Source organism: Ruminococcus sp. RTP21484sp1_RTP21277st1_D2_RTP21277_210401 (genome assembly GCF_040924225.1).
GTDB lineage: Bacteria > Bacillota > Clostridia > Lachnospirales > Lachnospiraceae > Blautia_A > Blautia_A faecis.
Genome location: NZ_JBCOMJ010000014.1, coordinates 46,410 through 72,247 on the forward strand (window position 1 = coordinate 46,410; position 25,838 = coordinate 72,247).

17 protein-coding genes and 1 other annotated feature are annotated in these 25,838 nt (G+C 44.1%); of the genes, 16 read left to right on the plus strand and 1 reads right to left on the minus strand.

Translation table 11 applies throughout. From position 1 onward, the window contains the following. Positions 1 to 63: 63 nt before the first annotated feature. The 11 genes from AB5706_RS10820 to AB5706_RS10870 all read left to right on the plus strand — a co-directional run bounded on the left by AB5706_RS10820 (position 64) and on the right by AB5706_RS10870 (position 12,321). On the plus strand, positions 64 to 474 hold the full coding sequence (locus tag AB5706_RS10820) for an HI0074 family nucleotidyltransferase substrate-binding subunit (RefSeq protein ID WP_173772280.1): 411 nt from the start codon (positions 64 to 66) through the stop codon (positions 472 to 474). Between the two features lie 154 nt (positions 475 to 628). Beyond that, positions 629 to 727, plus strand: a complete 99-nt coding sequence (locus tag AB5706_RS10825) for a DUF6783 domain-containing protein (RefSeq protein ID WP_368366094.1) — start codon at positions 629 to 631, stop codon at positions 725 to 727. Between the two features lie 182 nt (positions 728 to 909). Next, on the plus strand, positions 910 to 1,353 hold the full coding sequence (locus AB5706_RS10830) for a hypothetical protein (protein ID WP_173716086.1): 444 nt from the start codon (positions 910 to 912) through the stop codon (positions 1,351 to 1,353). Positions 1,354 to 1,528: 175 nt separating this feature from the next. Next, positions 1,529 to 3,361: an ATP-dependent zinc metalloprotease FtsH gene (gene ftsH / locus AB5706_RS10835; protein WP_173716087.1), complete on the plus strand. Its 1,833-nt coding sequence runs from the start codon at positions 1,529 to 1,531 to the stop codon at positions 3,359 to 3,361. Next, on the plus strand, positions 3,358 to 3,900 hold the full coding sequence (locus AB5706_RS10840) for a DUF308 domain-containing protein (protein WP_173769784.1): 543 nt from the start codon (positions 3,358 to 3,360) through the stop codon (positions 3,898 to 3,900). Before ftsH ends, AB5706_RS10840 begins: the two co-directional genes overlap by 4 nt. Positions 3,901 to 4,157: 257 nt before the next feature. Further along, positions 4,158 to 5,144, plus strand: a complete 987-nt coding sequence (locus AB5706_RS10845) for a LacI family DNA-binding transcriptional regulator (protein WP_347087648.1) — start codon at positions 4,158 to 4,160, stop codon at positions 5,142 to 5,144. Positions 5,145 to 5,635: 491 nt separating this feature from the next. Further along, entirely contained in the window at positions 5,636 to 6,898 is a 1,263-nt protein-coding gene (locus AB5706_RS10850) for an ABC transporter substrate-binding protein (protein ID WP_347160915.1), read from the plus strand. A gap of 208 nt (positions 6,899 to 7,106) precedes the next feature. Further along, positions 7,107 to 7,988, plus strand: coding sequence for a carbohydrate ABC transporter permease (locus AB5706_RS10855; protein WP_118581952.1), 882 nt, complete (start codon positions 7,107 to 7,109; stop codon positions 7,986 to 7,988). Next, entirely contained in the window at positions 7,988 to 8,848 is an 861-nt protein-coding gene (locus tag AB5706_RS10860; RefSeq protein WP_270413668.1) for a carbohydrate ABC transporter permease, read from the plus strand. The genes AB5706_RS10855 and AB5706_RS10860 overlap by 1 nt, the downstream gene beginning before the upstream one ends. A 97-nt stretch (positions 8,849 to 8,945) precedes the next feature. Beyond that, positions 8,946 to 10,439, plus strand: coding sequence for a glycoside hydrolase family 32 protein (locus AB5706_RS10865; protein ID WP_347160917.1), 1,494 nt, complete (start codon positions 8,946 to 8,948; stop codon positions 10,437 to 10,439). Positions 10,440 to 10,512: 73 nt separating this feature from the next. Beyond that, entirely contained in the window at positions 10,513 to 12,321 is a 1,809-nt protein-coding gene (locus tag AB5706_RS10870; protein WP_347160929.1) for an amylosucrase, read from the plus strand. A gap of 302 nt (positions 12,322 to 12,623) precedes the next feature. Here AB5706_RS10870 and AB5706_RS10875 read toward each other — a convergent pair whose 3' ends face one another. After that, positions 12,624 to 14,012 (minus strand): ISNCY family transposase, encoded by a 1,389-nt coding sequence (locus AB5706_RS10875; protein WP_177975411.1) that lies wholly within the window; start codon positions 14,010 to 14,012, stop codon positions 12,624 to 12,626. A 164-nt stretch (positions 14,013 to 14,176) separates the two neighbouring features. Beyond that, positions 14,177 to 14,313, plus strand: a sequence feature (ribosomal protein L10 leader region). A gap of 30 nt (positions 14,314 to 14,343) precedes the next feature. On the opposite strand from AB5706_RS10875, the gene rplJ reads away from it, so the two are divergent. The 5 genes from rplJ to rpoC all read left to right on the plus strand — a co-directional run bounded on the left by rplJ (position 14,344) and on the right by rpoC (position 25,474). Continuing rightward, positions 14,344 to 14,856: a 50S ribosomal protein L10 gene (rplJ, locus tag AB5706_RS10880; protein WP_118583316.1), complete on the plus strand. Its 513-nt coding sequence runs from the start codon at positions 14,344 to 14,346 to the stop codon at positions 14,854 to 14,856. Positions 14,857 to 14,923: 67 nt separating this feature from the next. Continuing rightward, the gene (gene rplL / locus AB5706_RS10885) at positions 14,924 to 15,295 is read left to right on the plus strand and encodes a 50S ribosomal protein L7/L12 (protein ID WP_118583314.1); all 372 of its coding nucleotides are present in this window, start codon (positions 14,924 to 14,926) and stop codon (positions 15,293 to 15,295) included. A gap of 135 nt (positions 15,296 to 15,430) precedes the next feature. Further along, positions 15,431 to 17,686: a right-handed parallel beta-helix repeat-containing protein gene (locus AB5706_RS10890; protein WP_173772033.1), complete on the plus strand. Its 2,256-nt coding sequence runs from the start codon at positions 15,431 to 15,433 to the stop codon at positions 17,684 to 17,686. A gap of 184 nt (positions 17,687 to 17,870) precedes the next feature. After that, positions 17,871 to 21,725, plus strand: coding sequence for a DNA-directed RNA polymerase subunit beta (gene rpoB, locus AB5706_RS10895; protein WP_118583310.1), 3,855 nt, complete (start codon positions 17,871 to 17,873; stop codon positions 21,723 to 21,725). 17 nt (positions 21,726 to 21,742) lie between these two features. Further along, positions 21,743 to 25,474, plus strand: coding sequence for a DNA-directed RNA polymerase subunit beta' (gene rpoC, locus AB5706_RS10900; RefSeq protein ID WP_148463547.1), 3,732 nt, complete (start codon positions 21,743 to 21,745; stop codon positions 25,472 to 25,474). Positions 25,475 to 25,838 lie beyond the last annotated feature (364 nt).

Below are 25,838 nucleotides of genomic sequence, written 5' to 3' on the forward strand. Positions count from 1 at the left end.
GTATTTACAGGAAATGGAGGCGGCAAAGTATGGGCTATGATCTTCCAGAAAGGGTTGTAATCTATGAAAAAACTTGATAATTTTTCTAACTGTCTTTCTGTGCTGAAAAATGCTGATTTTAAACTTGCTGAGAATAATGAAATATACAGAACAGGTGTAATTGGACAATTTAATCTTACTTTTGAACTTGCATGGAAAGCTTTACAGGAAGTATTGAAGCTTCATGGCGCAGCTGGCGCGGAGACGGGTTCTCCCAGAGAAATCTTACAGCTGGGATACAGATTGGGATTTGTAAATGACTCTGCTGTATGGCTGCTTATGCTGAAAAAAAGAAATACATCTGTTTATATATATAACGAAGATGCGATTGATGAAATGCTCCTGTTTATTCGTGACAGTTTTATTCCTGCGTTTATTGACCTTGAAGCAGTTTTGAAAGTGAAAGTGACGGAGGCGGAGACTGACTGGGAATAGAATCCAGAGGCCGATTGCAAATACATGGAGGAAACTAAATAAGAGATCAAACGGGCGAGGTGTATTTTTTACACTTTGCCCGTTTTGTCTATACACGGTGAAATTTCTGACTATCGACACTTTCTTTTGCTTGTACTAGAATAAAATTATCAGGATTACGGAGCGTGATTGTGACGCACATCTTGCAGAAAGCCTTTTTCAAACATGTTCTAGAGCCTGTTTGAGGAAGGCTAGTACATCGAATATTAAGTAACTGCCATATTGACTTGTCTGATTTTTCATCTGCTGCGTTGTCGTCGGTCGCCGTAGCCACCGCTACGCCTCCTTCCTCCGCCTTGCATATGAAGAAATCATCCTGCGCCAATATAGCAGAAACTTAATTTTCGATGTACTAGAAATGATAACGTAATCCGCAAGGAGAGGAGGGAACCATATATGGCACATGAAATTTTATCCGTAAAAATGTACGAGCTGGATAAAAAACTGGAACAGACCCACAGTCGGATTCAGCTGGCGGAGAGTATGGATACGGAAAGACTCCACCAACAGATCCAGAATCTTCGACAGGAATGTCAGGAAAGCCGTATCACTTTGGAAAACAGACTTCGCCATTCCAAGACAGACTGTGTAATGAAGCTGGCAGGCGTCTACGACCAGGTGGAGGCAGCAGTTGGAAAAGTGCTGGAGGCAGAAAACATAAATTTGAAAAATAAGGAGCCAATATTTGGAAATGTGCTCCCAGGAACGGAGGAGAAAATCCTCACCGCAGAATACGCCCTTGATTTTGCAATGCAGGCAGTAAACCGGGCACTTCTGGTATCGCTGCAGGCTATTGAAGCCCAGCGTCTGGAAGAGAAGAAAGAGGCAGAAGAGCAGTAACAGGCATAATGGCGTGTCTGATTTTTTATATACTGTATTGTTGGCAGTCGATTATAGGTGACATGTCCGTTTCGTAAGCAAGTGGACAATAGTCTGTCAGACAAAGCAATGATGCGGAAAAGCTTTGACAAAAAAGTCAATACAAAGTTAGTTTACATAAGAAAGGACTACAACCATGAAAGAAGTAAAAACCCCAAAAAAGCCGTTGATCTACTATTACGGTATTGTGCTTCTGGTGCTGATCGTCTTTAATCTGGTGGTTTCCCCAATCTTGATGGAGCATCAGGTAGAAGAAACCGATTACGGTACCTTCATGAGCATGATCAATGACAAAAACATCGGTAAAGTAGAAGTGGAAGATAACCAGATCGTCTTTACCGACAAGAACAATGAAAAAATTTACAAAACCGGTCTTATGAATGACCCGGATCTCACTGACCGCCTGTATGAGTGCGGTGCCACCTTTACTAAGGACATCGACCAGCAGACCTCCCCGATTCTCAGCTTCCTGGTAACCGGACTACTGCCGCTGATCATTTTCATAGTTCTTGGAAATTATATGGCGAAGAAGCTGATGGAACAGGCTGGAGGCAAAAACTCCATGGCATTTGGCATGGGAAAAAGCAATGCAAAGGTTTACGTTCAGTCCAGTGAAGGAATCCGTTTCTCAGATGTAGCCGGAGAGGATGAAGCCAAGGAAAACCTTGCAGAGATTGTAGATTACCTTCATAACCCAAAGAAATACACAGACGTGGGAGCCTCCATGCCGAAAGGCGTTCTCCTTGTAGGCCCTCCAGGTACCGGTAAAACAATGCTTGCCAAAGCCGTTGCCGGAGAAGCGAATGTCCCATTCTTTTCCATGTCCGGCTCTGAATTCGTAGAAATGTTTGTAGGTATGGGTGCCTCCAAAGTTCGTGATCTTTTTAAGCAGGCGAAAGAGAAAGCCCCATGTATCGTATTCATTGATGAGATCGATGCCATCGGTAAAAAACGTGATGGCCAGGTAGGGGGCAACGATGAGCGTGAGCAGACACTGAACCAGCTGCTTACAGAGATGGATGGTTTCGAAGGCAACAATGGGGTTATCATTCTGGCAGCTACCAACCGCCCGGAATCCCTTGACCCGGCACTTACCCGTCCAGGACGTTTCGACCGCCGCGTACCAGTTGAGCTTCCCGATCTTGCAGGACGTGAAGCAATTTTGAAGGTTCATGCAAGAAAAATCAAAGCATCCGATGATGTGGATTTTCACACCATCGCACGTATGGCATCTGGTGCATCCGGAGCCGAGCTGGCAAATATTGTAAACGAAGCAGCACTTCGTGCAGTCCGTGACGGACGTACAATCGTTACAGAAGCAGACCTGGAAGAGAGCATTGAAGTGGTAATCGCTGGTTACCAGAAGAAAAACGCAGTTCTCTCTGACCAGGAGAAAAAAGTGGTTTCCTATCACGAAATCGGACATGCCTTGGTGGCAGCCCTTCAGAACCATTCCGCTCCTGTTCAGAAGATTACTATTATTCCGCGTACTTCTGGTGCACTCGGCTATACCATGCAGGTAGAAACTGGTGACAAGTATCTGATGACAAAGAAAGAACTGGAAAATAAGATTGCAACCTTCACCGGCGGACGTGCTGCAGAAGAAATCGTGTTTGGCGAGATTACCACAGGCGCTTCCAACGATATCGAGCAGGCAACCAAGATTGCCAGAGCTATGATCACTCGCTACGGAATGACCGACGAGTTCGACATGGTGGCTATGGAAACCGTTTCCAACCAGTACCTTGGCGGCGATGCATCCCTTTCCTGCTCTGCAGATACCCAGAAGGAAATCGATGAGAAGGTCGTAGAATTAGTAAAGCGAGAACATGAAAAAGCCAAAAAGATCCTGACAGACAACCGTAAAAAACTGGATGAACTGGCTATGTTCCTTTATGAAAAAGAAACGATAACTGGCGAAGAGTTTATGAAAATTTTAAATAACAAAGAGGAGAGTGAGGAAAAATGAGAAGACGTTCACGTTATGGCTGGCTGGAACTCATTGAGGGAATCCTGCTGATCCTTCTTGGGATTTATACGTTGTGTAATCCGGGCGGCATGCTCCGCGGAATTACCTTTGCGTATGGTTTACTTGCTGTCATCACCGGAATTTCAGATATTGTATTTTATGCAAAAACAGAGCGCTATATCGGCTTCGGACCTACCATTGCTCTGGTGACTGGAATTTTAAGTCTCCTTGCCGGACTAATGCTTCTGATGTACCCAAATGCCGGAGAGCTGATTATGACCCTGCTTCTCCCAATCTGGTTCATCGCTCATTCTGTTTCCAGATTGACCCACATCCCTCTGGTCCGTCTGGCAGGAAAATTTTACTATTACTTTACCTTGATTGTAAATATTCTTGGAATCATCCTTGGTTGTCTGATGATCATCTGGCCGTGGGTAGCGTTGTTTTCAACGGGCTTTATTATTGGCGGTTATCTGATCCTTCTTGGAATCGACTGCGTGGTGATGGCCTGCAGTGACATGGATGCCGGGTGGATGTAAAAACAGAATATACTTATCGGTGTAAAAACAGAGTAAGTTGTTACTGTGAACTTTGTTCAAAAAACACCTCGCGGAATGTTACCAGTGAACAGCAACAGTAAGTTTAACGGCGTGAAAACGGAATATATTTATCGGTTGACACAAGAAACTACGAGGTGATAAAATCAAGATGAAAGTCAAGCGGAGATTCCAGGTCCGCTTCACTATTTGATTCGGTAAAAAAATACTGCAGCTCGCAATAAAGGAGATTTATATATATGGCAACACTTAAGGATGTGGCGAAGGCCTCAGGCTTGACGGTAGGAACAGTTTCCAGAGTCCTGAATAACAGAGGATATATCAGTGATAAGACCCGTGAGAAAGTATATCAGGTAATGAAAGAGCTGAATTATCAGCCTAACGAGACAGCTCGTGCTTTGTCCAAACAGAAGAGCAATACCATCGGAGTTATTCTGCCGAGTATTGAACATCCTTATTTTTCCAAGGTCTTAAGCCGCCTGGAGAGAGAAGCTGTGAAACGGGGATACCGCATCATGCTTTTTGTTTCGCGATATAAAGAAGAGCGTGAAGAACAGTGCATTGAGATGTGCAAAAGTGAAAGAGTGGCCGGTGTTGTTCTCTGCAGTGGAAGCTTTGAGACTGAGAAGTTTGAAGGACTGGATTTTCCGCTGATCACATTGGAGCGCTCCATGGATGAAGGGACGTCCGGGATTGAGTGTGATAACTATCAGGGCGGAGTGTTGGCAACGGAGCTTCTGATTGAGAAGGGCTGCAGGAAGCTGATGTTTATCGGCGGAACAAGCGCAGGGGTTGATATCCATATGCCCGGAGATCTCCGTGAAGTTGCATTTAGCGATACCTGTAAGAGATTAAATAAAGATAATGTGGTTATGGTAACGGATAACCGTCTTTTTGATTCTCTGGAATATTATGAATTTGTGAGAAAAGTACTGGTGGATAATCCTGATGTGGACGGTGTATTTGCCAGCTCAGATGTTATTGGTGCTTACGTACTGCAGGCATGTGCGGATCTGGAAATCAAGGTTCCGCAGCAGTTGAAGATTGTAGGTTTTGACGATGTGAACATTGCGCAGTTTACCAGCCCGGGACTTACGACAATTCATCAGCCCGTGGAGCAGATGGCGGAGATGGCAGTTGCTGCCATTGCACAGATTGATGAGGGAAAAGTGGTACCCACCAAGACTGTATTTCCGGTTACCCTGGTTGAGAGGGGAACAACCTGAAAGAAACAGGAATTTCTTTTAGACAATCGGGAAATCTCCAGAATAGAAAATTACAAGTCAGCTGTTATAGCAATTGCCTCTGGTTTTTGCGTAGCAGCTGATTTTTTTATGCAATAGGAATCTGTTTGTTAAAGCAGAGTGCATCTGACGCGCAAAGCGTAACAAGTCTCTAAAAGCTTGATGGATTTAGGAAGTATGAAACATACTTGTTCGCTTTGTTTTGTACGATAATAAATATGATATGCGGTTGCGATATTGAAAAGAGCGAATTTCAAGAAAAAACAGAAAAAACTGAAATAACGCAACATACCAGTATAAAACACATGTAAAATTGCATAAAATAAGGCGTTTAAAATAGTGTAAAACTAACGAAATAACTTTGAAACCACGGAAAAACATGACAACCGCTTGACACATTCAAAGCACAATGCTATCATACAATCATCAAGAAAACGTCTCAACAAGAACGTAAAAAACAGGAGGAAGCAAAAATGAAAAAACGTATTTCAATGGCAATTGCAGTTGCAACTGCAGCAGCAACAATGGCAAGTGTATCTGTACCGGTTATGGCAGACGATGTGAACATCACAATTTTTAACTCCAAGATGGAGGTTCAGAGCCAGTTCGAAGAATTAGCTGCTCAGTATGCAGAAGAGACCGGCGTTGGCGTAGAGGTTTATTACAATAGTGATACAGTATCTGCTCATCTGGCTACCAGATATTCTGCGAATGATCCATATACAATCTCTATGGTAGACCCGAAAGATATCTATTCACTTGCAGCAGACCATGCAATTGATTTAAGCGATCAGAGCTGGGTTAATGAGACTGATTACGCAATCGGAGTTGACGGACAGATCAATGGTTTCCCGACCTGCCTTGAAGCACGCGGTGTTATTTACAATGCAGATGCAATCGAAGCAATCACAGGCGAGACATTCAATCCGGATGATTACAAGACACTTGATTCTTTTAAAGAGCTTCTTGAGAAACTGAAAGAAGGCGGAATGGAAACACCTACCGGTATCATGAAAGAGGACTGGTCCCTTGCAGCTCACTTCCTTGCTGAGGTTTACGAGCAGCAGCCAGATGTAGAAGCATTTGTTTCCTCTCTTTATGAAGGAACAGCAGACCTTGCAAACAATGAGAAATTCAATTCTCTTATGGACTTCTTCGATGTAATGATGGAGAATAATTACGCAAAAGATTCTGCAATCGCTGCAGAGCGTGAGACAACCGAGATGATGCTTGCTGAAGGACAGATCGCATTCATGTTCGGAGGAAACTGGGACTGGTCCGTAATCAATGCATATGATTATACAGAGAATATGGGAATGATGCCAGTACCGCAGAACACAGATGACGGATCCAATGAGAAGCTTGTTGGTGGAGGTTCCAAATTCATGATGATCGATTCCTCTGATGCAACAAGTGATGAGCAGCGTCAGGCAGCTAAGGACTTCCTTGCATGGCTTGCTGATTCCGATGAAGGACAGAGCTTCATTGCTGAGACATGTGCACTTGTACCTGCATTCTCTAACAATGAAAAAGAAGTATCCGATCCACTTGGAAAGTCTGTTAAGAAATATGCTGATGAAGCAGCTCTGATTGACAACTACAATTACCTTCCGGATGATCACCTTTCCATCTGCGGTGCAACCTTCCAGAAATACCTCGCAGGACAGATTGACAGAGCTGAGTTTGCAGCAGAGCTTGAAGACTACTGGAAGAACACAACTCCTGTAGAGCACTAAGACTTATCCTTTGGTAACAACTTATTAATTTAACAAACATACTGTAGTTTTATAGAAATTTGCCACCCCCCCTCAAGAGGCTGCACGCCTGTGCCATGCGGCGTGCGGCCTCTTTCCCTCACAAAAAGAAAAGTACTGGATAATAGATTTTCGGAGGCAGCGGGAAAAGGGTGGAGACAAAAAAGAAAAGGGAAAGGGGATCGTGATTATGGAACAAAACACCATGAAATATAAAGTAAAACAGTACTTGATGTTCGCTGGCGTTTCCACTGTCCTGTTTAGTGCAGTTGTAATCCTTCCATTTATCTACGGATTATATCTTACATTTACAAGCTGGGACGGTGTTTCAAAAGACAAACCATTTGTTGGACTGGCAAACTACATTGCTACATTTCAGGATGCAGCTTACTGGCAGGCACTTGGACGTACCTTGATTTATTCTGTTATCGCTGTAATTCTGGTAAATGTGGTAGCATTTTTCCTTGCATACCTTCTTACCAGCGGAATCAAAGGCCAGAACTTCTTCCGTGCAGGCTTCTTTGTTCCGAACCTGATCGGTGGTATCGTACTTGGTTATGTATGGAAATTCGTATTTAACCGTGCATTTGTATCACTTGGAAAATCTCTTTCCGTAGGTGCTCTTTCCACTTCCTGGCTGGCAACCACCAACGGTGCAATGGCATGTCTGATCATCGTATCTGTGTGGCAGTACGCAGGATATATGATGCTGATCTATGTAGCCGGATTTATGAGCGTATCCAAGAGCCTTATGGAAGCTGCCCAGATCGACGGCTGTACCAAGACACAGGCAACCATTAACGTAACGATCCCGCTTATGAGATCTTCTTTTGTACAGTGTCTTTTCTTAACGATTACAAGATGCTTCATGGTATATGATGTAAACCTTTCCCTGACAAAAGGTGAGCCATTTAACTCTTCTGTAATGGCAGCTATGCACGTATACAATCAGGCATTTACTTACAAAAACTACGGTACCGGTCAGGCAGAGGCATTGATCCTGTTTGTTGTCTGCGCGATCGTAGGTGTGACTCAGGTTTACATTGGTAAGAAAGGGGAGGTGGCAGCATAATGGACGAAAACAAAAAAGCAGCTCAGAAGAAAAAAATCAGCCATTTTATTACAATGGCAGTGCTGGTTATTCTGTTTCTGGCATTTATCTTCCCGTTTATCATGGTAATTTTCAATGCGTTTAAGACAAAAGGTGATATCACGGCAGATCCGCTGGCACTGGTTGGCTCTCACGGATTTATCCTGACCAACTTCACAGATGCTATGAAAAAGATGAACTTTGCAACATCTTTTACAAACTCTCTTTTGATTACTACCGTTTCTACGATCCTTACAATTATGCTTTCTGCAATGACAGCGTTTGTAATCGTTCGTAATAAATGGAAAGCATGCGGTATTCTGTTTTCCCTGATGATCGCATCTATGGTTATTCCGTTCCAGGTACTTATGATCCCGCTGGTTTCTCTTTACGGTGGCATCTTTGGAGTACTGAACAGCCGTATTACTCTGATCCTTATGCATGTGGGATTTTCCCTTTCCATGGCAACCTTCATGTTCCATGGTGCAATTCACACCAGCGTTCCGATGGAGCTGGAAGAAGCAGCATTTATTGATGGATGTACCAGATGGCAGACATACTGGAAAATTGTATTTCCGCTTCTGAAACCAACCATCGCAACAGTTGCGATTATTGATGCAATGGCATTCTGGAATGATTACCTTCTTCCAAGCCTTGTTCTCGGACGTAAAGAACTGTATACTCTTCCGATTGCAACACAGGCATTCTATGGTACTTATTCAACAGACCTCGGACTGGTAATGGCCGCCCTCCTTCTGGCTATGCTTCCGATCCTGGTTCTGTATCTGTTCCTGCAGCGTTACATCGTTGAGGGTGTTACCTCCGGAGCAGTAAAAGGTTAAAACCAAAATGGGGTCCAATGATAGTAATATTTTTGGACCCCATAATTACTATCTTGAAATGTGTTTTGATTAATAAATAACAACAGGAGATATGATTATGATAAGTCAGACTTTAAGAGATGCCAGAAGATACGAAGATGCAATGGCTCAGAATATTACACCTTTGGAGAGACCGGAATTTCATTTATCTCCAAAAGTTGGATGGATGAATGACCCCAATGGTTTTTCTTATTACAAAGACAAATTTCATTTATTTTACCAGTATTATCCATATGATTCCCAGTGGGGACCAATGCACTGGGGACATGCGGTAAGTGATGACCTTCTTCACTGGGAATACCTTCCGGCAGCCATTGCCCCGGACATGCCATATGATTATGTGGGATGTTTTTCAGGAAGTGCCATTACGCTTCCAGATGGAAAACAGCTTTTTATGTACACCAGTGTGCGAAAAGAAGCACAGCCGGATGGAGGTGTCCGCGATATACAGACACAAAGCCTTGCAGTCGGTGATGGGATGGATTATGAAAAGGATGTACGAAATCCGATTCTTACAGCAGAAGACATGCCGGAAAACAGCAGCCCCTTTGATTTCCGTGATCCGAAAATGTGGAAATGCGAGGATGGCACTTACCGCTGCGTGATCGTAAATGACAGGGCGGACGGAACAGGCGGCCGTATTCTTCTGTATAGAAGTGAAGATGGGTTTAACTGGGAGTTTGAATCCGTAATGCTTTCTAATGATGGCAGATTCGGAAAAATGTGGGAGTGCCCGGATTTCTTTACCCTGGATGGAAAAGATGTAGTACTTGTAAGCCCTCAGGATATGCTTCCAAAAGGCTTTGAGTACCACAATGGTGATGGAACTCTTTGCCTGATTGGTAAATTTGATGAGGAGACCAAAACCTTTATTCCGGAAAAAGACCAGGCAGTGGACTATGGTATCGACTATTATGCAATGCAGACAGTGGAAGCACCAGACGGAAGAAGAATTATGATCGGCTGGATGCAGAACTGGGATACATGTGCGAATAACAGAATTCCGAAGGGAAAATGGTTTGGACAGATGAGCCTTCCAAGAGAGCTTTCCATTAAAGACGGCCGCCTGATCCAGAAACCGGTTCGGGAAATTGAGAAGCTTCGCACAAATAAGACAGAATATAAGAATGTTGCTTTTGAGGATGTAATTCGTCTGGATGGCATAGAGGGAAGATGCGTGGATATGGAAATCACTCTTCGCCCGGCAGATGCGCAGAATATTTATAAGAAATTTGCAGTGCGTTTTGCCCAGAATGATACGTACCATACAGCAGTAAGCTTCCGCCCTTATGAATCCGTATTGAAAATTGACCGTAAGTTCTCCGGTTCCAGACGCGCAATTATCCATCAGAGAAGAAGCCTTGTGAATAGTGAAAATGGAGAAATTAAGCTTCGCCTGATCCTGGACCGTTTCAGTGCTGAGATTTTTGTAAATGATGGAGAGCATGTGATGACTGCAACGATATATACAGATCTGGAGGCAGATGGAATTTCCTTCTTTGCAGATGGAAAAGTGGAGATGGATGTTACAAAGTACGAGCTGAAGCTTTGAGAATTGCCGACAGATATGAGGAGGATATAAAGTGAAGCAAAGAGAGAAAAAAGATAAGATCTTTCAGGAGCGTATGGCAAAGAAAACAGATGAATTACGCTGGCTGTACATGGAGCTTTATGGAAATGATTCCATGTTTTTCGAGTTATGCGACCAGCTGCACCGCTTCTATGAAGAACGAACCGTCACATTGAAGGCGCTGGATCGAAAGCGTGAAGCAGATCCGGGCTGGTACAAGAAAAATGACATGCTTGGCATGATGTTTTACATAGACAATTTTGCAGGAAACATGAAAGGTGTGGAAAGCAAGCTTGACTATCTGGAAAAAAACAATGTAAATTACATTCATCTGATGCCGTTCCTGGATACGCCGAAAGGCCGTTCTGATGGCGGTTATGCAGTGGCTGATTTCCGTAAAGTACAGGAAAATCTGGGAACTATGGATGATCTGGAAGAACTTACAGATGCCTGCCATAAAAAAGGCATCAGTGTATGTATGGATTTTGTAATGAATCATACCTCTGAGGATCATGAATGGGCAAAAAAAGCCCGCCAGGGCGACGGGGAATATATGAGCCGTTATTTCTTCTACGACAATCCGTATATTCCGTCCCTCTATGAGAAAACAGTACCTCAGGTATTTCCAACTACTGCACCGGGTAATTTCACCTGGCTGCCGGAAATCGGGCATTATGTAATGACAACCTTTTACCCCTATCAGTGGGATCTGAACTATGGAAATCCGCGGGTTTTCAATGAGATGATGTATAATTTCCTTTTCCTTGCAAACAAGGGAATTGATGTAATCCGAATTGATGCAGTTCCCTATATCTGGAAAGAGCTGAACACACCATGCCGGAATCTTCCACAGGTACACACCATTGTGCGTATGATGCGTCTGATCAGCGAGATTGTATGCCCGGGAGTGATTCTTCTTGGAGAAGTAGTTATGGAGCCTGAAAAGGTTGTGCCATACTTTGGGACTGTAGAAAAACCGGAATGCCATATGCTTTACAATGTAACTACAATGGCAACTACATGGCATACCGTTGCCACAAGGGACGTGCGCCTTCTGAAAAAACAGCTTGATATTGTAAATGGTCTGCCGAAGGATTACGTATTCCTGAATTATCTGCGCTGCCACGATGATATTGGCTGGGGACTGGACTATGCTACACTTCAGCAGGAAGGCATTGAAGAACGTTCTCATAAGAAATATCTCAATGACTATTTCCAGGGCTTTGCAGGGGAGAGCAACAGTCGCGGAGTGCTTTACAATGAGGATCCGGTTACCGGAGATGCAAGATTCTGTGGAACCACCGCATCCATGTGCGGTATTGAGAAGGCAGGATTTGAGAAAAACAAAACGGCGATGGAAAAAGCAATCCAGCTGGATGTTATGCTTCATGCCTATATGTTCATGCAGTCAGGAATTCCTGTGATCTACAGTGGAGATGAAATCGGACAGGTAAATGATTATTCATACAAAAATGATCCGGACAAAGCACCGGATTCCCGATACATTCACAGAGGGGCTATGAATTGGGATCGCGCAGCCATGAGCGGCAACGCCAGAACTGTGGAGGGTAAATTGAACAAACGTCTGCTCCAGCTGGAAAAAATCCGCAAAACAGAGAAGGCATTTATGACAAATGCAGATACCTGGACTGTGGATACATGGGATAACAGTATTCTCTGCATTGGCCGTTATTATGAAGGGGAGAAAATTTACGGCCTGTTTAACTTTAGTGAATATGATAAGACAGCATGGATTAATGAACGTGATGGAATTTACAAGGATCTGATTACCGGACAGGAGATGGAGGCTGCAGGTGTAAATGTGCCTGCATATGGCTTCTTCTGGCTGAAAAAAATTAACTGATGAAGAAACACCCGGGAACAGAGGATTGTCTCTGTACTCCCGGGTGTTTTTTGTGAACAAAGTTCACAGAAAACATGAGGATTAAGTTTGCGCAGCAAATGCTACTTCTTGTGCTTGTCACAAGAAGGTTCGTCTTTCTGTGCATCGCGAAGCGTGTTACTGGTCGGCGTGAACAGTAAATCATAAACAGTAACAATCTCCACTGGTATATGGTGTCAAGCGTTTTTGAAAATGTCCTAAAATAATTGAAGTATTAGCCCCGGCTTTTTGCTGGGGCTTGTTATATTGATGTGCTTCATTCCTCAGGCAATTTTTGTATCTTGATCATTCTGGTGGTGTTCTTGCTGTTTGACAAATTTTCCAAACTGTTGACGACGCCAGGGGTGGTTCATTGGTGGAATGCGGGGCTTCTTTGGTTTTGGCGGAGTATAGTCTATATCTAAGTCTTTTGATTTTGTTTCGTGCTCGGGTATTTCTTCCAGTGCATAGATGTCTTTGTCATTTACACAGCAGTATTGACTGCCATCAAAAGCCTGAATAAACATTACCTTTGTTCCTTTTCGGTAGTGGACCTGATTGCCTCTGCTGTCAATCATACGGTAGTATTTATTGGAATGCCTTAAACAGTGTCCGGTATCTACCGTTCTTTCGCATAAAACTGCAAGAATCAGGTTGATTTTTTCAATTTTAGGTTGCACTTCGAACACAGACTTGATACCATGAAGGGGAAGGGCAAACTTCTCATTGAATTCCTTTATGTAGGAGTTTAGGAATTCATTGGCAGCGTCTATGGTCGTTATGCCTGCAAGTCTCAACTCGACTGGCAGGCGCGACTGTAGCGTCTGGTTCAGACGTTCTACACGTCCTTTTGCCTGAGGCACACTGCTTGATCCCAGTTCAACCCCAAGCTGTTTACAGGCATAGGCAAACTGCGTATAGGTATCCTCATCGATAGATGGGGAGTTTTTCTTTTTATAGGTGAAAACAGTACGGCGGTCTGTAAAGAACTTGTAGGGGATACCGTAAGTTGTGAGAATCTGATGGAAAACGTGGTAATAGCCATTCAGAGTTTCCTGGGTATCAAACCAACCGCCGGTAATCCTTCCTGTAGCATCATCTATAGCCAGATGCAGATGCCATATCTGAGCGGGGATCCATTCGTAGGGAGTTGCGTCCATTTGCTGCAGTTCACCGAAATAAGCGGCTCTGGGACGGCGGGAATGGGCGTCCTCAAGAGCAACAAGATTAATCTGTATCTGATCCGCTTCTTTCTGAGATTTCGCCGCTTTTTTATCGGCTTTTAATTGTTCTTTGATTCTCTTTTTCTTAGCTTTTGTAGCCTTGGGAGAGAGAATGTATTCAGCTTCGAGAATAGACATAACCGCTGAAGGGGAGAGGTAGATATCTTCATGTTTTCCTAATAACTCAGTGAAATGTTCAAAATTGGCATCATAGTATTTGTTGCGGTATAAATCGACAACAAGATTACGAGTTTCATTGGGGATGGTATTGGCTGGCTTACGTCCTCTGTTGCCATGGATAAAATAGGCTTTGCCATGTTCTTTGTAGCCTTTAAGCATACGGTTAATGTGACGTACAGTACAACCGAGAGTAAGGGCAGCTCTCTGCTTGTTAGGGGCTGGATGATCTGCCAATGATTTGATCACCTCATATTTCTTTTGTTCATCCATTGATAATTCTACCTTTCTGATAATCGTTACCTCCATCTGTTGATGGAAGCATTATACTACATTGGGACATTTTCCTTTATGGTATATTAGGACATTATCATAAATGGTTCATACAGATGTAAAAAAATTAAAATTACTATTGACAAATAAAATCGAACGTGGTATTTTATTACAGAACGCTGCCGAAGACAGTAGGTGCCGTAAGGCATAAGGATTAAAACGCCTACCGAGGACTAAGTATTCTTTCGTAAGAATTACGTTAAGCCTTGCTGTCTTACAGTAAGGCTTTTTTTGGCGGTATATCAAATTCTATAAGGAGGTGTACCATTTCATGGCAAAAGTAGAACTGAAACAACCAATCGTAGAAGAAATCGCTAACAATATTAAAGACGCACAGGCTGTTGTTCTTGTTGACTACAGTGGTCTTACAGTTGAGCAGGATACTATTTTACGTAAAGAGTTAAGAGAGTCCGGCGTACAGTACAAGGTTTACAAAAACACTTTAATGCGTCGTGCATTTGAAGGTACTCCATGTGCAGATCTTGACAAGCACTTACATGGAACAAACGCTATTGCAATTTCTGCAACAGACGCTACTGCTCCTGCAAGAATCCTTGCTAAATTTGCAAAACAGTATCCGGCACTTGAGTTAGTAGCTGGTATTGTTGAGGGTAACTACAACGATCAGGCAGGAATCCAGGCACTGTCCCAGATCCCGTCCAGAGAAGAACTTCTTGGCAAACTGCTTGGAAGTATCCAGTCTCCTATTACCAACTTTGCTCGTGTGCTTAATCAGATCGCAGAGCAGAAGGGCGGAGAGGCTGAGGCACCAGCAGCAGAATAATTTAAGCTTCTGTCGCTGAATCGAATCATTGATTCCACAAAAAATTTAAAAATGGAGGAAAATTATAATGGCAAAGTTAACAACAGCTGAGTTTATCGAAGCAATCAAAGAGTTATCTGTATTAGAGTTAAATGATTTAGTAAAAGCTTGCGAGGAAGAGTTCGGTGTATCCGCAGCAGCAGGCGTTGTTGTAGCAGCAGCAGGTGCTGGTGAAGCAGCTGAGGAGAAAGATGAGTTTGACGTAGAGCTTACAGAAGTAGGTCCTAACAAAGTTAAAGTTATCAAAGTTGTTCGTGAGATCACAGGCTTAGGTCTTAAAGAAGCTAAAGAAGTTGTTGATGGTGCTCCGAAAATGGTTAAAGAGGGCGCTTCCAAAGCAGAGGCTGAGGATATCAAAACTAAACTTGAGGCTGAAGGCGCTAAAGTTACTCTTAAATAATTTAGGTGTATTTAAGCGAACCATGCTCCCCGCAGAAGTCTGTCGTGCAGGCCACTGCGGGGATTTTTTTGTGTAACAGGAAATTCTGTTGGAGTTTCCTGCAATCAGGATTCTTTTTGTGCAAGGAGATTCTGAATGAATATAAAAATGTTTTTGACTGTAACATTACTGGGAGTTTCTTTATATCTGGGAGGCAGTTCTGTTATATATGCTGAATCAGCAGAAAATGTGACGGAGAATTTTGAAGACAGCTTTTCAGATTGCGATCTTGAGCCGGAAATGGAAGAGGATGAGACTGGCTTCTATGGCGGAACAGCTGAGGTGGGATTTTTTTCAGCAGATGAGTCTGATAATGATTTTGAAGAGGAGCCAGAAGAAACTCCGCTTACACCTGTACCTTCTGGTAATGAACAGCAGATTTTGGTGGCTATTCCCGAAAACGCTACAGTAGTGACTTTAGATGTGGCTGATGGAAGTGATATTACCGAAACCTTGAATACAGTGCTTCACTTTATGGGGCAGAGAGCTACAGATGAAACTCCTTGTACGGTAATCATCCCGCAGGGAAGCTATCTGATTTCCGGAACTATCCATATGTACAGCAATCTTACTCTTTATGCAGAAGGAGCTGTACTGACGAAATCCTGTACAGATAAGCATGTGGTCCTCAGACTGGGAGATGACATACTTTCTGCCGGAGGTTATGATGGATATCACAATATCACCATTGAAGGCGGAACCTGGGATCTGAATTACCCGGTTGTCGAAGATAAGGAAGGCACAGGCGGTTTTGTAGGCTTCAGGATTGGACATGCCAGACACGTAACTGTGAAGAACGTAACATTTCTAAACAATTTGAAATCTCATTTTCTTGAGCTGGCAGGTACGGAAGATGTAACCGTGACTGGCTGTACATTCCGGGGATATTGGCAGGAATATGAAGGCGGCGGACAGGAATGCATTCAGCTGGATGCATGTCTGGACTATATTTTTCCAGGATATCAGCCCTTTGATGGAGCAGTTTGTGAGAATGTCAGGATTACGGATAACATTTTTGAGAATGTGTTTGCAGGAGTGGGCAGTCACAGCATGATTTACGACAGACCATACCGGAACATCGTGATTCAGGGGAATACCTTTCGAAATGTGAAAAAGAGAGCTGTCTGGTGCCTGAATTACGTGGATTCTGCTGTGGAGGACAATATAATAGAGAATGCAGGCGGCGGAGTGCTTGTGAGCTGCATGTATTTCCCGAATACCCATCTTATGCCAGGAACTGCTGCGGGAATGGCAGGAAACCACCAGAATGCGGGCATTTCCGTGAAAAACAATCAGATTTCTATTTCTTCAGTGAGCCAGATCAATGGAAACACATGGAGAGGATATGGAATTGAAGTCCAGGGAGCCTGGGTAAGTGACAGCTCAAAGGCACAGGCTAAGGGAATTCCGACAGGTATTTATAAGGAAACCGGTGTTGAGGTAAAGGGAAATATGATCACAGGGAATGGAAATGGAATTCGCCTTTATCTAGCTGATGGCTGTACAGTGGAAAATAATCAGTTGAAACTGCAAAAAACTGCATCCTTTTCCAATATGGGAATTTACCTGTCTGCTTCTTCCAAAAATGTGATAAAAGATAATCAGGTATCAGGTTGTAAAAATGTAGGAATCTACGCTTATGACGGCGGAAAGCTGGGGACTCCATCCACAGAGAATCAAGTCCTGGATAATGTGATTTCAGGTATCGGCGGTGATGGAATTCTTATGGAAAATGGCTCTGACGGGTGTGAAGTAAGCCGGAACCGTATATCCTCCGGAAAAAAGAACGGAATTGTTCTCTGGGGCAGCGAGGAGTGTCAGATCACAGCGAATCAGGTGAAAGGCTGTATGCTGGACGGAATATATGTGGAAAATATTGGAAATGCTGTTATAAAATCTAACAGGATTACGAATGTGAACGGCAGAGGAATCCAAGTGATCGCAAGTCAGACTGGAAAACTTTATGGAAATGCGGTTACTGGCAGCAGAAAATGCGGTTTATATGTAAGCAGGTCAAAGATTTCCGGAAACAAAAAGAACCGTCTGGAGAATAATGGCAGTACTTATGCAATTTATGCGGAAAACAGCACTGGAATCATTTCCGTGAAAATGCCTACTGCGTCTAAGATCACCAGAAAGTCAGTGAAGATCACAGGCAAAGCGGCGGGTGGAAAGAAGCTTACAATTTATGCAGTAAGCAGAAACAAGAATAAAAAAATCGGCAGAGGAAGCATCAATTCCAAAAAGAAATATAATATTTCTATCAAAAAACAGAAAAAAGGAACGACGCTTCTCTTTGTATTATCGGATAAATATGGAAACCTTTCTTATAGCAAGAGAAAAGTAAAATAAATTATAACTATTCAGCAATTACAAATAAAAAACAAATGAAAAAACAACAGAAAAGTGCTTGACAGGCTTTTTTTGTTGTGCTATAGTGAAGAATGCTATATTATGGCAAGATATGCCTACTATGCTTATGCAGCAGAGCGGGCTGATGTTGTAATAAATAAAATAAAACAGGGGTGAAACGTCAATGGAAAAAAACAGAATTCGTTCTGTAAAAACTGGAAAAAGCATGCGAATGAGCTACCAGAGACAAAAAGAAGTCCTGGAAATGCCGAACTTGATCGAGGTCCAGAAGGATTCTTACCAGTGGTTTCTCGACGAAGGATTGAATGAAGTATTCGACGATATTTCTCCAATCGCAGACTACGGCGGAAAGCTCAGTCTTGAATTCATCGGCTTCACATTTGATGAAAAAGAGGCTAAATACACCATCGAGCAGTGTAAAGAACGTGACGTAACTTATGCCGCACCTTTGAAGGTTCGAGTGAGACTGATTAACAAGGAAACAGATGAGATCAACGAACACGAGATTTTCATGGGAGACCTGCCGATTATGACCGCGACAGGAACTTTCGTCATTAACGGTGCTGAGCGTGTTATTGTCAGCCAGTTAGTACGTTCCCCTGGAATCTATTATGCCATTGCACACGATAAAATCGGTAAGAGACTGTTTTCCTGTACAGTAATTCCTAACAGAGGAGCATGGCTGGAATATGAGACTGACTCCAACGATGTATTCTATGTGCGTGTGGACAGAACCCGTAAGGTTCCGATCACTGTACTGATCCGTGCACTTGGTGTTGGTTCCAATGCAGAGATCATTGATCTGTTTGGCGAAGAGCCGAAGATCCTTGCAAGTTTCACAAAGGATACTTCTACAAATTATGAAGAAGGTCTTCTTGAACTGTATAAGAAAATCCGTCCAGGCGAGCCGCTTGCAGTTGAGAGCGCAGAGAGCCTGATCAATGCGATGTTCTTTGATCCGAGAAGATATGATCTTGCCAAGGTCGGACGTTATAAATTTAATAAGAAACTTCATTTCAATAAACGAATTGTTGGTCATAAGCTGGCTGACGATGTGGTTGAGGGCTCTACAGGAGAAATTCTTGCAGAGGCTGGTACTATCGTAACCAGAGAACTGGCTGATGCCATTCAGAACGCTGCAGTTCCATTTGTATGGATCCAGGGTGAAGAAGACCGCAGAATTAAAGTCCTTTCTAACTTAATGGTAGACATGCATCACTATCTGCCAGAAATTGAGAACCTGGAAGAGCTTGGGGTTACAGAGTTAGTATATTACCCTGTACTCGAAAAAATTCTGGAAGAAAATGACACACTTGAGGATAGAATTGCTGCTATCCGCAGAGATATCCATGACCTGATTCCGAAACATATTACAAGAGAAGATATTTTTGCTTCTATTAATTACAATATGCATCTGGAATACGGCATTGGAAATGACGACGATATCGACCACTTAGGAAACCGTCGTATCCGTGCGGTTGGTGAACTGCTTCAGAATCAGTACCGTATCGGTCTTTCCAGACTTGAGCGTGTGGTTCGTGAGAGAATGACAACACAGGATGTGGAGAGCATTTCCCCGCAGTCCTTGATCAATATCAAACCTGTAACAGCTGCTGTAAAAGAGTTCTTCGGATCTTCCCAGCTGTCACAGTTCATGGATCAGAACAACCCTCTTGGTGAGCTGACCCATAAGAGACGTCTTTCCGCACTTGGACCTGGCGGTTTGTCACGAGACAGAGCCGGATTCGAGGTTCGAGACGTTCACTATTCCCATTACGGAAGAATGTGCCCGATCGAGACTCCTGAGGGTCCGAACATCGGTCTGATCAACTCCCTTGCATCTTATGCAAAGCTGAATCAGTACGGATTTGTTGAGGCACCTTACCGTAAGATTGATAAAACGGATCCTATGAATCCGCGTGTAACTGACGAAGTTGTTTACATGACCGCTGATGAAGAGGATAACTACCATGTAGCACAGGCGAATGAGGCACTTGACGCAGAAGGACATTTCGTTCGTAAGAACGTTTCCGGTCGTTATCGTGAAGAGACTCAGGAGTATGAGCGTCAGATGTTTGATTACATGGACGTATCTCCTAAGATGGTATTCTCTGTAGCTACAGCCCTGATCCCATTCCTTCAGAACGATGATGCGAACCGTGCGCTGATGGGATCAAACATGCAGCGTCAGGCCGTTCCGCTTCTTACTACAGAAGCACCAGTTGTTGGTACAGGAATGGAAGCAAAGACAGCTGTTGACTCCGGTGTTTGTGTGGTTGCAAGAAAGTCTGGTACTGTACTTCGCTCCACATCTACCGATATCAGCATCAAGAATGATGATGGAACAAAAGATGATTATCATCTTACCAAATTCATGCGCAGTAACCAGAGCAACTGTTACAACCAGCGTCCGATCGTTAATCAGGGCGAGCACGTTGAAGCAGGTGATGTTATTGCCGATGGTCCGTCTACTTCTCAGGGAGAGCTTGCTCTTGGCAAGAACCCTCTGATCGGATTTATGACCTGGGAAGGTTATAACTACGAGGATGCCGTACTGTTAAGTGAGAAACTTGTACAGAACGATGTTTATACATCTGTTCACATTGAAGAATATGAAGCAGAATCCCGTGATACAAAGCTTGGACCGGAAGAGATCACTCGTGATGTTCCAGGCGTAGGTGATGATGCACTCAAGGATCTTGATGAGCGCGGAATCATTCGTATCGGTGCAGAGGTTCGTGCTGGTGATATCCTTGTTGGTAAGGTTACTCCTAAGGGAGAGACTGAGCTTACAGCAGAGGAGAGACTTCTTCGTGCAATCTTCGGTGAGAAAGCACGTGAGGTTCGTGATACTTCCCTTAAGGTACCACACGGTGAGTATGGTATCGTTGTAGACGCCAAGGTATTCACAAGAGAAAATGGTGATGAGCTGTCTCCAGGAGTTAATCAGTCTGTACGTATCTATATCGCACAGAAGAGAAAAATCTCCGTTGGTGATAAGATGGCTGGTCGTCATGGTAACAAGGGTGTCGTTTCCCGTGTACTTCCGGTTGAGGATATGCCATTCCTTCCGAACGGACGTCCACTGGATATCGTGCTGAACCCGCTGGGTGTACCTTCCCGTATGAACATTGGACAGGTCCTGGAAATTCATTTAAGTCTTGCTGCCAAAGCACTTGGCTTTAATATTTCCACACCGGTATTCGATGGTGCAAACGAGAATGATATCCAGGATACACTGGAACTTGCAAATGACTATGTAAATACAGAAGATTTTGAAGAGTTCCGTGAGAAATACAAAGACATTCTGGCACCTGATGTAATGCAGTATCTGGATGAGAACAAAGCCCACAGAGCATTGTGGAAAGGTGTTCCGATTTCCAGAGATGGTAAAGTACAGCTTCGTGACGGACGTACCGGAGAGTTCTTCGACGGTCCGACCACAATCGGACACATGCATTACCTGAAACTGCATCATCTGGTTGATGATAAGATCCATGCCCGTTCCACAGGTCCTTACTCTCTGGTTACACAGCAGCCACTGGGTGGTAAAGCTCAGTTCGGTGGACAGCGTTTCGGAGAGATGGAGGTTTGGGCTCTGGAGGCATACGGTGCATCCTATACACTCCAGGAAATCCTGACAGTTAAATCCGATGATGTAGTCGGTCGTGTGAAGACTTATGAAGCAATCATCAAGGGTGATAACATCCCTGAGCCTGGTATTCCGGAATCCTTTAAGGTTCTTCTTAAAGAGCTCCAGTCCCTGGCATTGGATGTACGTGTGCTCAAAGATGATCAGACAGAAGTTCAGATCATGGAGAATGTAGATTACGGCGAAACCGATCTTCGTGCAGTTATCGAGGGAGATTCCCGCGGCCACAGAGGAGAGGAATCCTTCAGCAAACATGGCTATACCAAGCAGGAGTTTGACGGAGAGGAACTTGTTGATGTGGACGAGGACGAAGAAGAGGATTATGAATCCGAAATCGACGATTCCTACGATGATATCGAAGAGTAGAAAGGGGAAAAGAATACATGGCAGAATCAACCAATACCAATGAAACATATCAGCCAATGACTTTTGATGCCATTAAAATCGGACTGGCGTCCCCGGAAAAGATCAGAGAGTGGTCAAGAGGTGAGGTTACAAAACCGGAAACCATCAACTACCGTACCTTGAAACCGGAGAAAGACGGACTTTTCTGTGAAAGAATTTTCGGACCAAGCAAGGACTGGGAGTGCCACTGCGGTAAATATAAGAAAATCCGTTATAAAGGTGTTGTCTGCGACCGATGCGGCGTTGAGGTTACCAAGGCTTCCGTTCGTAGAGAGCGTATGGGTCACATTGAGCTTGCTGCTCCTGTTTCCCATATCTGGTATTTCAAGGGTATTCCGTCCCGTATGGGACTTATCCTGGATCTGACTCCAAGAACACTGGAGAAAGTTCTTTACTTTGCAAATTATATTGTACTGGATCCGGCAGATTCCGGACTTCAGTACAAGCAGATCCTTACAGAGAGAGAATATCAGGATGCCCGTGAGTCTTACGGAAATAACTTCCGCGTAGGCATGGGTGCTGAGGCTATCAAAGAGCTCCTTATGGCTATCGATCTTGAGAAGGATTCCGCTGAATTAAAGGCAGAGCTGGTTAAGGCAACAGGCCAGAAGCGTGCAAGGATCATCAAACGTCTTGAGGTTGTTGAATCCTTCCGCGAGTCAGGAAACCGTCCTGAGTGGATGATTCTTGATGTTGTTCCTGTAATCCCGCCAGATCTTCGTCCTATGGTACAGCTGGATGGTGGACGTTTTGCGACATCTGACCTGAATGATTTGTACAGAAGAATCATTAATCGTAATAATCGTCTGAAAAGACTGCTGGAGCTTGGTGCTCCGGATATCATTGTCCGCAATGAGAAACGTATGCTTCAGGAAGCAGTTGATGCCCTGATCGACAATGGTCGTCGTGGACGTCCGGTTACAGGTCCTGGAAACAGAGCCCTGAAATCCCTTTCTGATATGCTGAAAGGTAAATCCGGACGTTTCCGTCAGAACCTTCTTGGTAAGCGTGTTGACTACTCCGGACGTTCCGTTATTGTTGTTGGACCAGAGCTGAAGATTTATCAGTGCGGTCTGCCAAAAGAGATGGCAATCGAGCTGTTTAAGCCTTTCGTTATGAAAGAACTGGTAGCAAACGGTACCTCTCACAATATTAAGAATGCCAAGAAGATGGTAGAGAAGCTTGAGCCAGCTGTATGGGACGTTCTGGAAGATGTTATCAAAGAACATCCGGTTATGCTGAACCGTGCACCTACACTGCATCGTCTGGGTATCCAGGCGTTTGAGCCGATCCTTGTAGAAGGTAAGGCTATTAAGCTTCATCCGCTTGTTTGTACCGCTTTCAACGCTGACTTCGATGGTGACCAGATGGCTGTCCATCTTCCACTGTCCCAGGAAGCACAGGCAGAGTGCCGTTTCCTGCTTCTGTCTCCGAACAACCTTCTGAAACCTTCTGATGGTGGACCGGTAGCCGTTCCTTCACAGGATATGGTCCTTGGTATTTACTATCTGACACAGGAAAGACCTGGAAATAAGGGAGAAGGAAAGTTCTTCAAGAGCGTAAATGAGGCAATTCTGGCATATGAGAATCAGGTAATTACTCTGCAGTCCAAGATTCTTGTCCGCTGCAGCAAGGTAATGCCGGATGGAAGCACTTTCACAGGCAACGTGCAGTCTACACTGGGACGTTTCCTGTTCAATGAGATCCTGCCACAGGATCTTGGATTTGTTGACAGAAGCATTCCGGGAAATGAACTTCTTCTTGAGGTTGACTTCCTGGTTGGTAAGAAACAGCTGAAACAGATCCTTGAAAAAGTTATTAATACTCACGGAGCAACCAAGACTGCTGAGGTTCTGGACTCTATCAAAGCTATGGGTTACAAGTATTCTACAAGAGCTGCCATGACTGTATCTATTTCTGATATGACCGTGCCGCCGCAGAAGCCTGAGATGATCAAGGCTGCACAGGATACTGTAGATAAGATCACAAAGAACTATAAACGTGGTCTTATTACTGAGGAAGAGCGTTATAAAGAGGTTGTGGATACCTGGAAGAAGACTGACGATGAGCTTACTCATGCACTTCTTTCCGGACTTGATAAGTACAACAACATCTTCATGATGGCTGACTCTGGTGCCCGTGGATCTGATAAACAGATCAAACAGCTTGCAGGTATGCGTGGATTGATGGCCGATACAACCGGACATACAATCGAGCTTCCTATCAAGTCAAACTTCCGTGAGGGTCTGGACGTACTGGAATATTTCATGTCCGCTCATGGAGCTCGTAAAGGACTTTCTGATACCGCTCTTCGTACAGCCGATTCCGGTTACCTGACAAGACGTCTTGTTGACGTATCTCAGGATCTGATCGTACGTGAGATGGACTGCTGTGAGAACAGAGCAGAGATTTCCGGTATGTATGTAAAAGGTTTCATGGATGGCAAGGAGGAGATCGAGAGCCTTCAGGATCGTATTACAGGTCGTTTCTCCTGCGAGACCATTAAGAATAAAGAGGGCGAAGTCCTTGTAAAAGCAAACCACATGATCACTCCGAAGCGTGCTGCACGTATCATGAAAGAGGGTGTAGACAACATTACCGGAGGTGCTGTTGAGCAGGTTAAGATCCGTACCATCCTGAGCTGTAAGTGTAAGGTTGGTGTGTGTGCGAAGTGCTATGGCGCAAACATGGCTACCGGTGAGCCGGTACAGGTTGGTGAGTCCATCGGTATCATCGCTGCACAGTCTATCGGTGAGCCAGGTACACAGCTGACCATGCGTACTTTCCATACAGGTGGTGTTGCCGGTGGAGATATCACACAGGGTCTTCCTCGTGTCGAGGAGCTTTTTGAGGCAAGAAAGCCGAAAGGACTTGCTGTTATCACTGAAATCAAGGGTGTTGCTACAATCAATGACACCAAGAAGAAGAGAGAGATCATCGTAACAGATCCGGAGACTGGTGATTCCAAGACTTACCTGATTCCATACGGTTCCCGTATCAAGATCATGGACGGACAGGTTATGGAGGCTGGTGATGAGCTTACAGAAGGTAGTGTAAACCCGCATGATATCCTTCGAATCAAGGGTGTTCGTGCAGTTCAGGATTACATGATCCGTGAGGTTCAGCGTGTATACCGTCTTCAGGGTGTTGAGATCAACGATAAACATATCGAGGTTATCGTTCATCAGATGCTGAAGAAAATCCGTATCGAGGATAACGGAGATTCTGAGTTCCTGCCAGGTACACTTGTTGACTTCCTCGAGTATGAGGAAGTAAATGAGAAACTGGAAGCTGAGGGATTACGTCCTGCAATTGGAAAACAGGGAATGCTTGGTATTACCAAGGCATCTCTGGCAACTGATTCCTTCTTATCAGCTGCTTCTTTCCAGGAGACTACCAAGGTTCTGACCGAAGCTGCCATCAAGGGTAAGGTTGACCATCTGATCGGTCTGAAAGAGAATGTAATCATCGGTAAACTGATTCCAGCTGGTACAGGTATGAAGTGCTACAGCGATGTAGAGCTTGATACAGGAATGCCGGAAGAGCCAGAAGAAATCGAATTTGATGAAATGGACGACGAGGATCAGGATGTGCTGGATGTAGCGGAAGACTCAGAAGAGCTGGAGACTGCTGATGAGGCAGATCTTGCAGTGGATGAGGATGAGGATACATTTGAGGATGAGGATTCTTCTGAAGACAGTGAAGAATAAACGATAAAATATGAAATCCCCCAGGGTGACAGAAATGTTGCTTTGGGGGATTTTTGTGTAACAGAGAATTCTATGGAACTTACAGTTACACAAAAAAGTGCAGCCCGGCAGGAACACACTGCAGCAGCAAGGGAAATGCTGCTTGAGACAATCCGCCGTAGGCGAGGGTAAGGAAAAATATGGATAGAGGAAAATACAACCTGGTCTATCATTTGTGGTAAGATTCCTGTATAATGTTTTATGTAACTATTCAGAAGGCAGTATTCCGCGAGGTGTTCTGGGGGAAAAGTAGTTCACAGAAAACCCGAGAATAGCGGTGCGAAATCACGTAAACCATGATTTCTGTGCATCGTGACGGGGAAGA

Coding starts and splice junctions, on each gene's coding strand:
- AB5706_RS10820 (WP_173772280.1), top strand. CDS start 64: ATGAAAAAACTTGATAATTTTTCTAACTGTCTTTCTGTGCTGAAAAAT.
- AB5706_RS10830 (WP_173716086.1), top strand. CDS start 910: ATGGCACATGAAATTTTATCCGTAAAAATGTACGAGCTGGATAAAAAA.
- ftsH (WP_173716087.1), top strand. CDS start 1,529: ATGAAAGAAGTAAAAACCCCAAAAAAGCCGTTGATCTACTATTACGGT.
- AB5706_RS10840 (WP_173769784.1), top strand. CDS start 3,358: ATGAGAAGACGTTCACGTTATGGCTGGCTGGAACTCATTGAGGGAATC.
- AB5706_RS10845 (WP_347087648.1), top strand. CDS start 4,158: ATGGCAACACTTAAGGATGTGGCGAAGGCCTCAGGCTTGACGGTAGGA.
- AB5706_RS10850 (WP_347160915.1), top strand. CDS start 5,636: ATGAAAAAACGTATTTCAATGGCAATTGCAGTTGCAACTGCAGCAGCA.
- AB5706_RS10855 (WP_118581952.1), top strand. CDS start 7,107: ATGGAACAAAACACCATGAAATATAAAGTAAAACAGTACTTGATGTTC.
- AB5706_RS10860 (WP_270413668.1), top strand. CDS start 7,988: ATGGACGAAAACAAAAAAGCAGCTCAGAAGAAAAAAATCAGCCATTTT.
- AB5706_RS10865 (WP_347160917.1), top strand. CDS start 8,946: ATGATAAGTCAGACTTTAAGAGATGCCAGAAGATACGAAGATGCAATG.
- AB5706_RS10870 (WP_347160929.1), top strand. CDS start 10,513: ATGGCAAAGAAAACAGATGAATTACGCTGGCTGTACATGGAGCTTTAT.
- AB5706_RS10875 (WP_177975411.1), bottom strand. CDS start 14,012: ATGGATGAACAAAAGAAATATGAGGTGATCAAATCATTGGCAGATCAT.
- rplJ (WP_118583316.1), top strand. CDS start 14,344: ATGGCAAAAGTAGAACTGAAACAACCAATCGTAGAAGAAATCGCTAAC.
- rplL (WP_118583314.1), top strand. CDS start 14,924: ATGGCAAAGTTAACAACAGCTGAGTTTATCGAAGCAATCAAAGAGTTA.
- AB5706_RS10890 (WP_173772033.1), top strand. CDS start 15,431: ATGAATATAAAAATGTTTTTGACTGTAACATTACTGGGAGTTTCTTTA.
- rpoB (WP_118583310.1), top strand. CDS start 17,871: ATGGAAAAAAACAGAATTCGTTCTGTAAAAACTGGAAAAAGCATGCGA.
- rpoC (WP_148463547.1), top strand. CDS start 21,743: ATGGCAGAATCAACCAATACCAATGAAACATATCAGCCAATGACTTTT.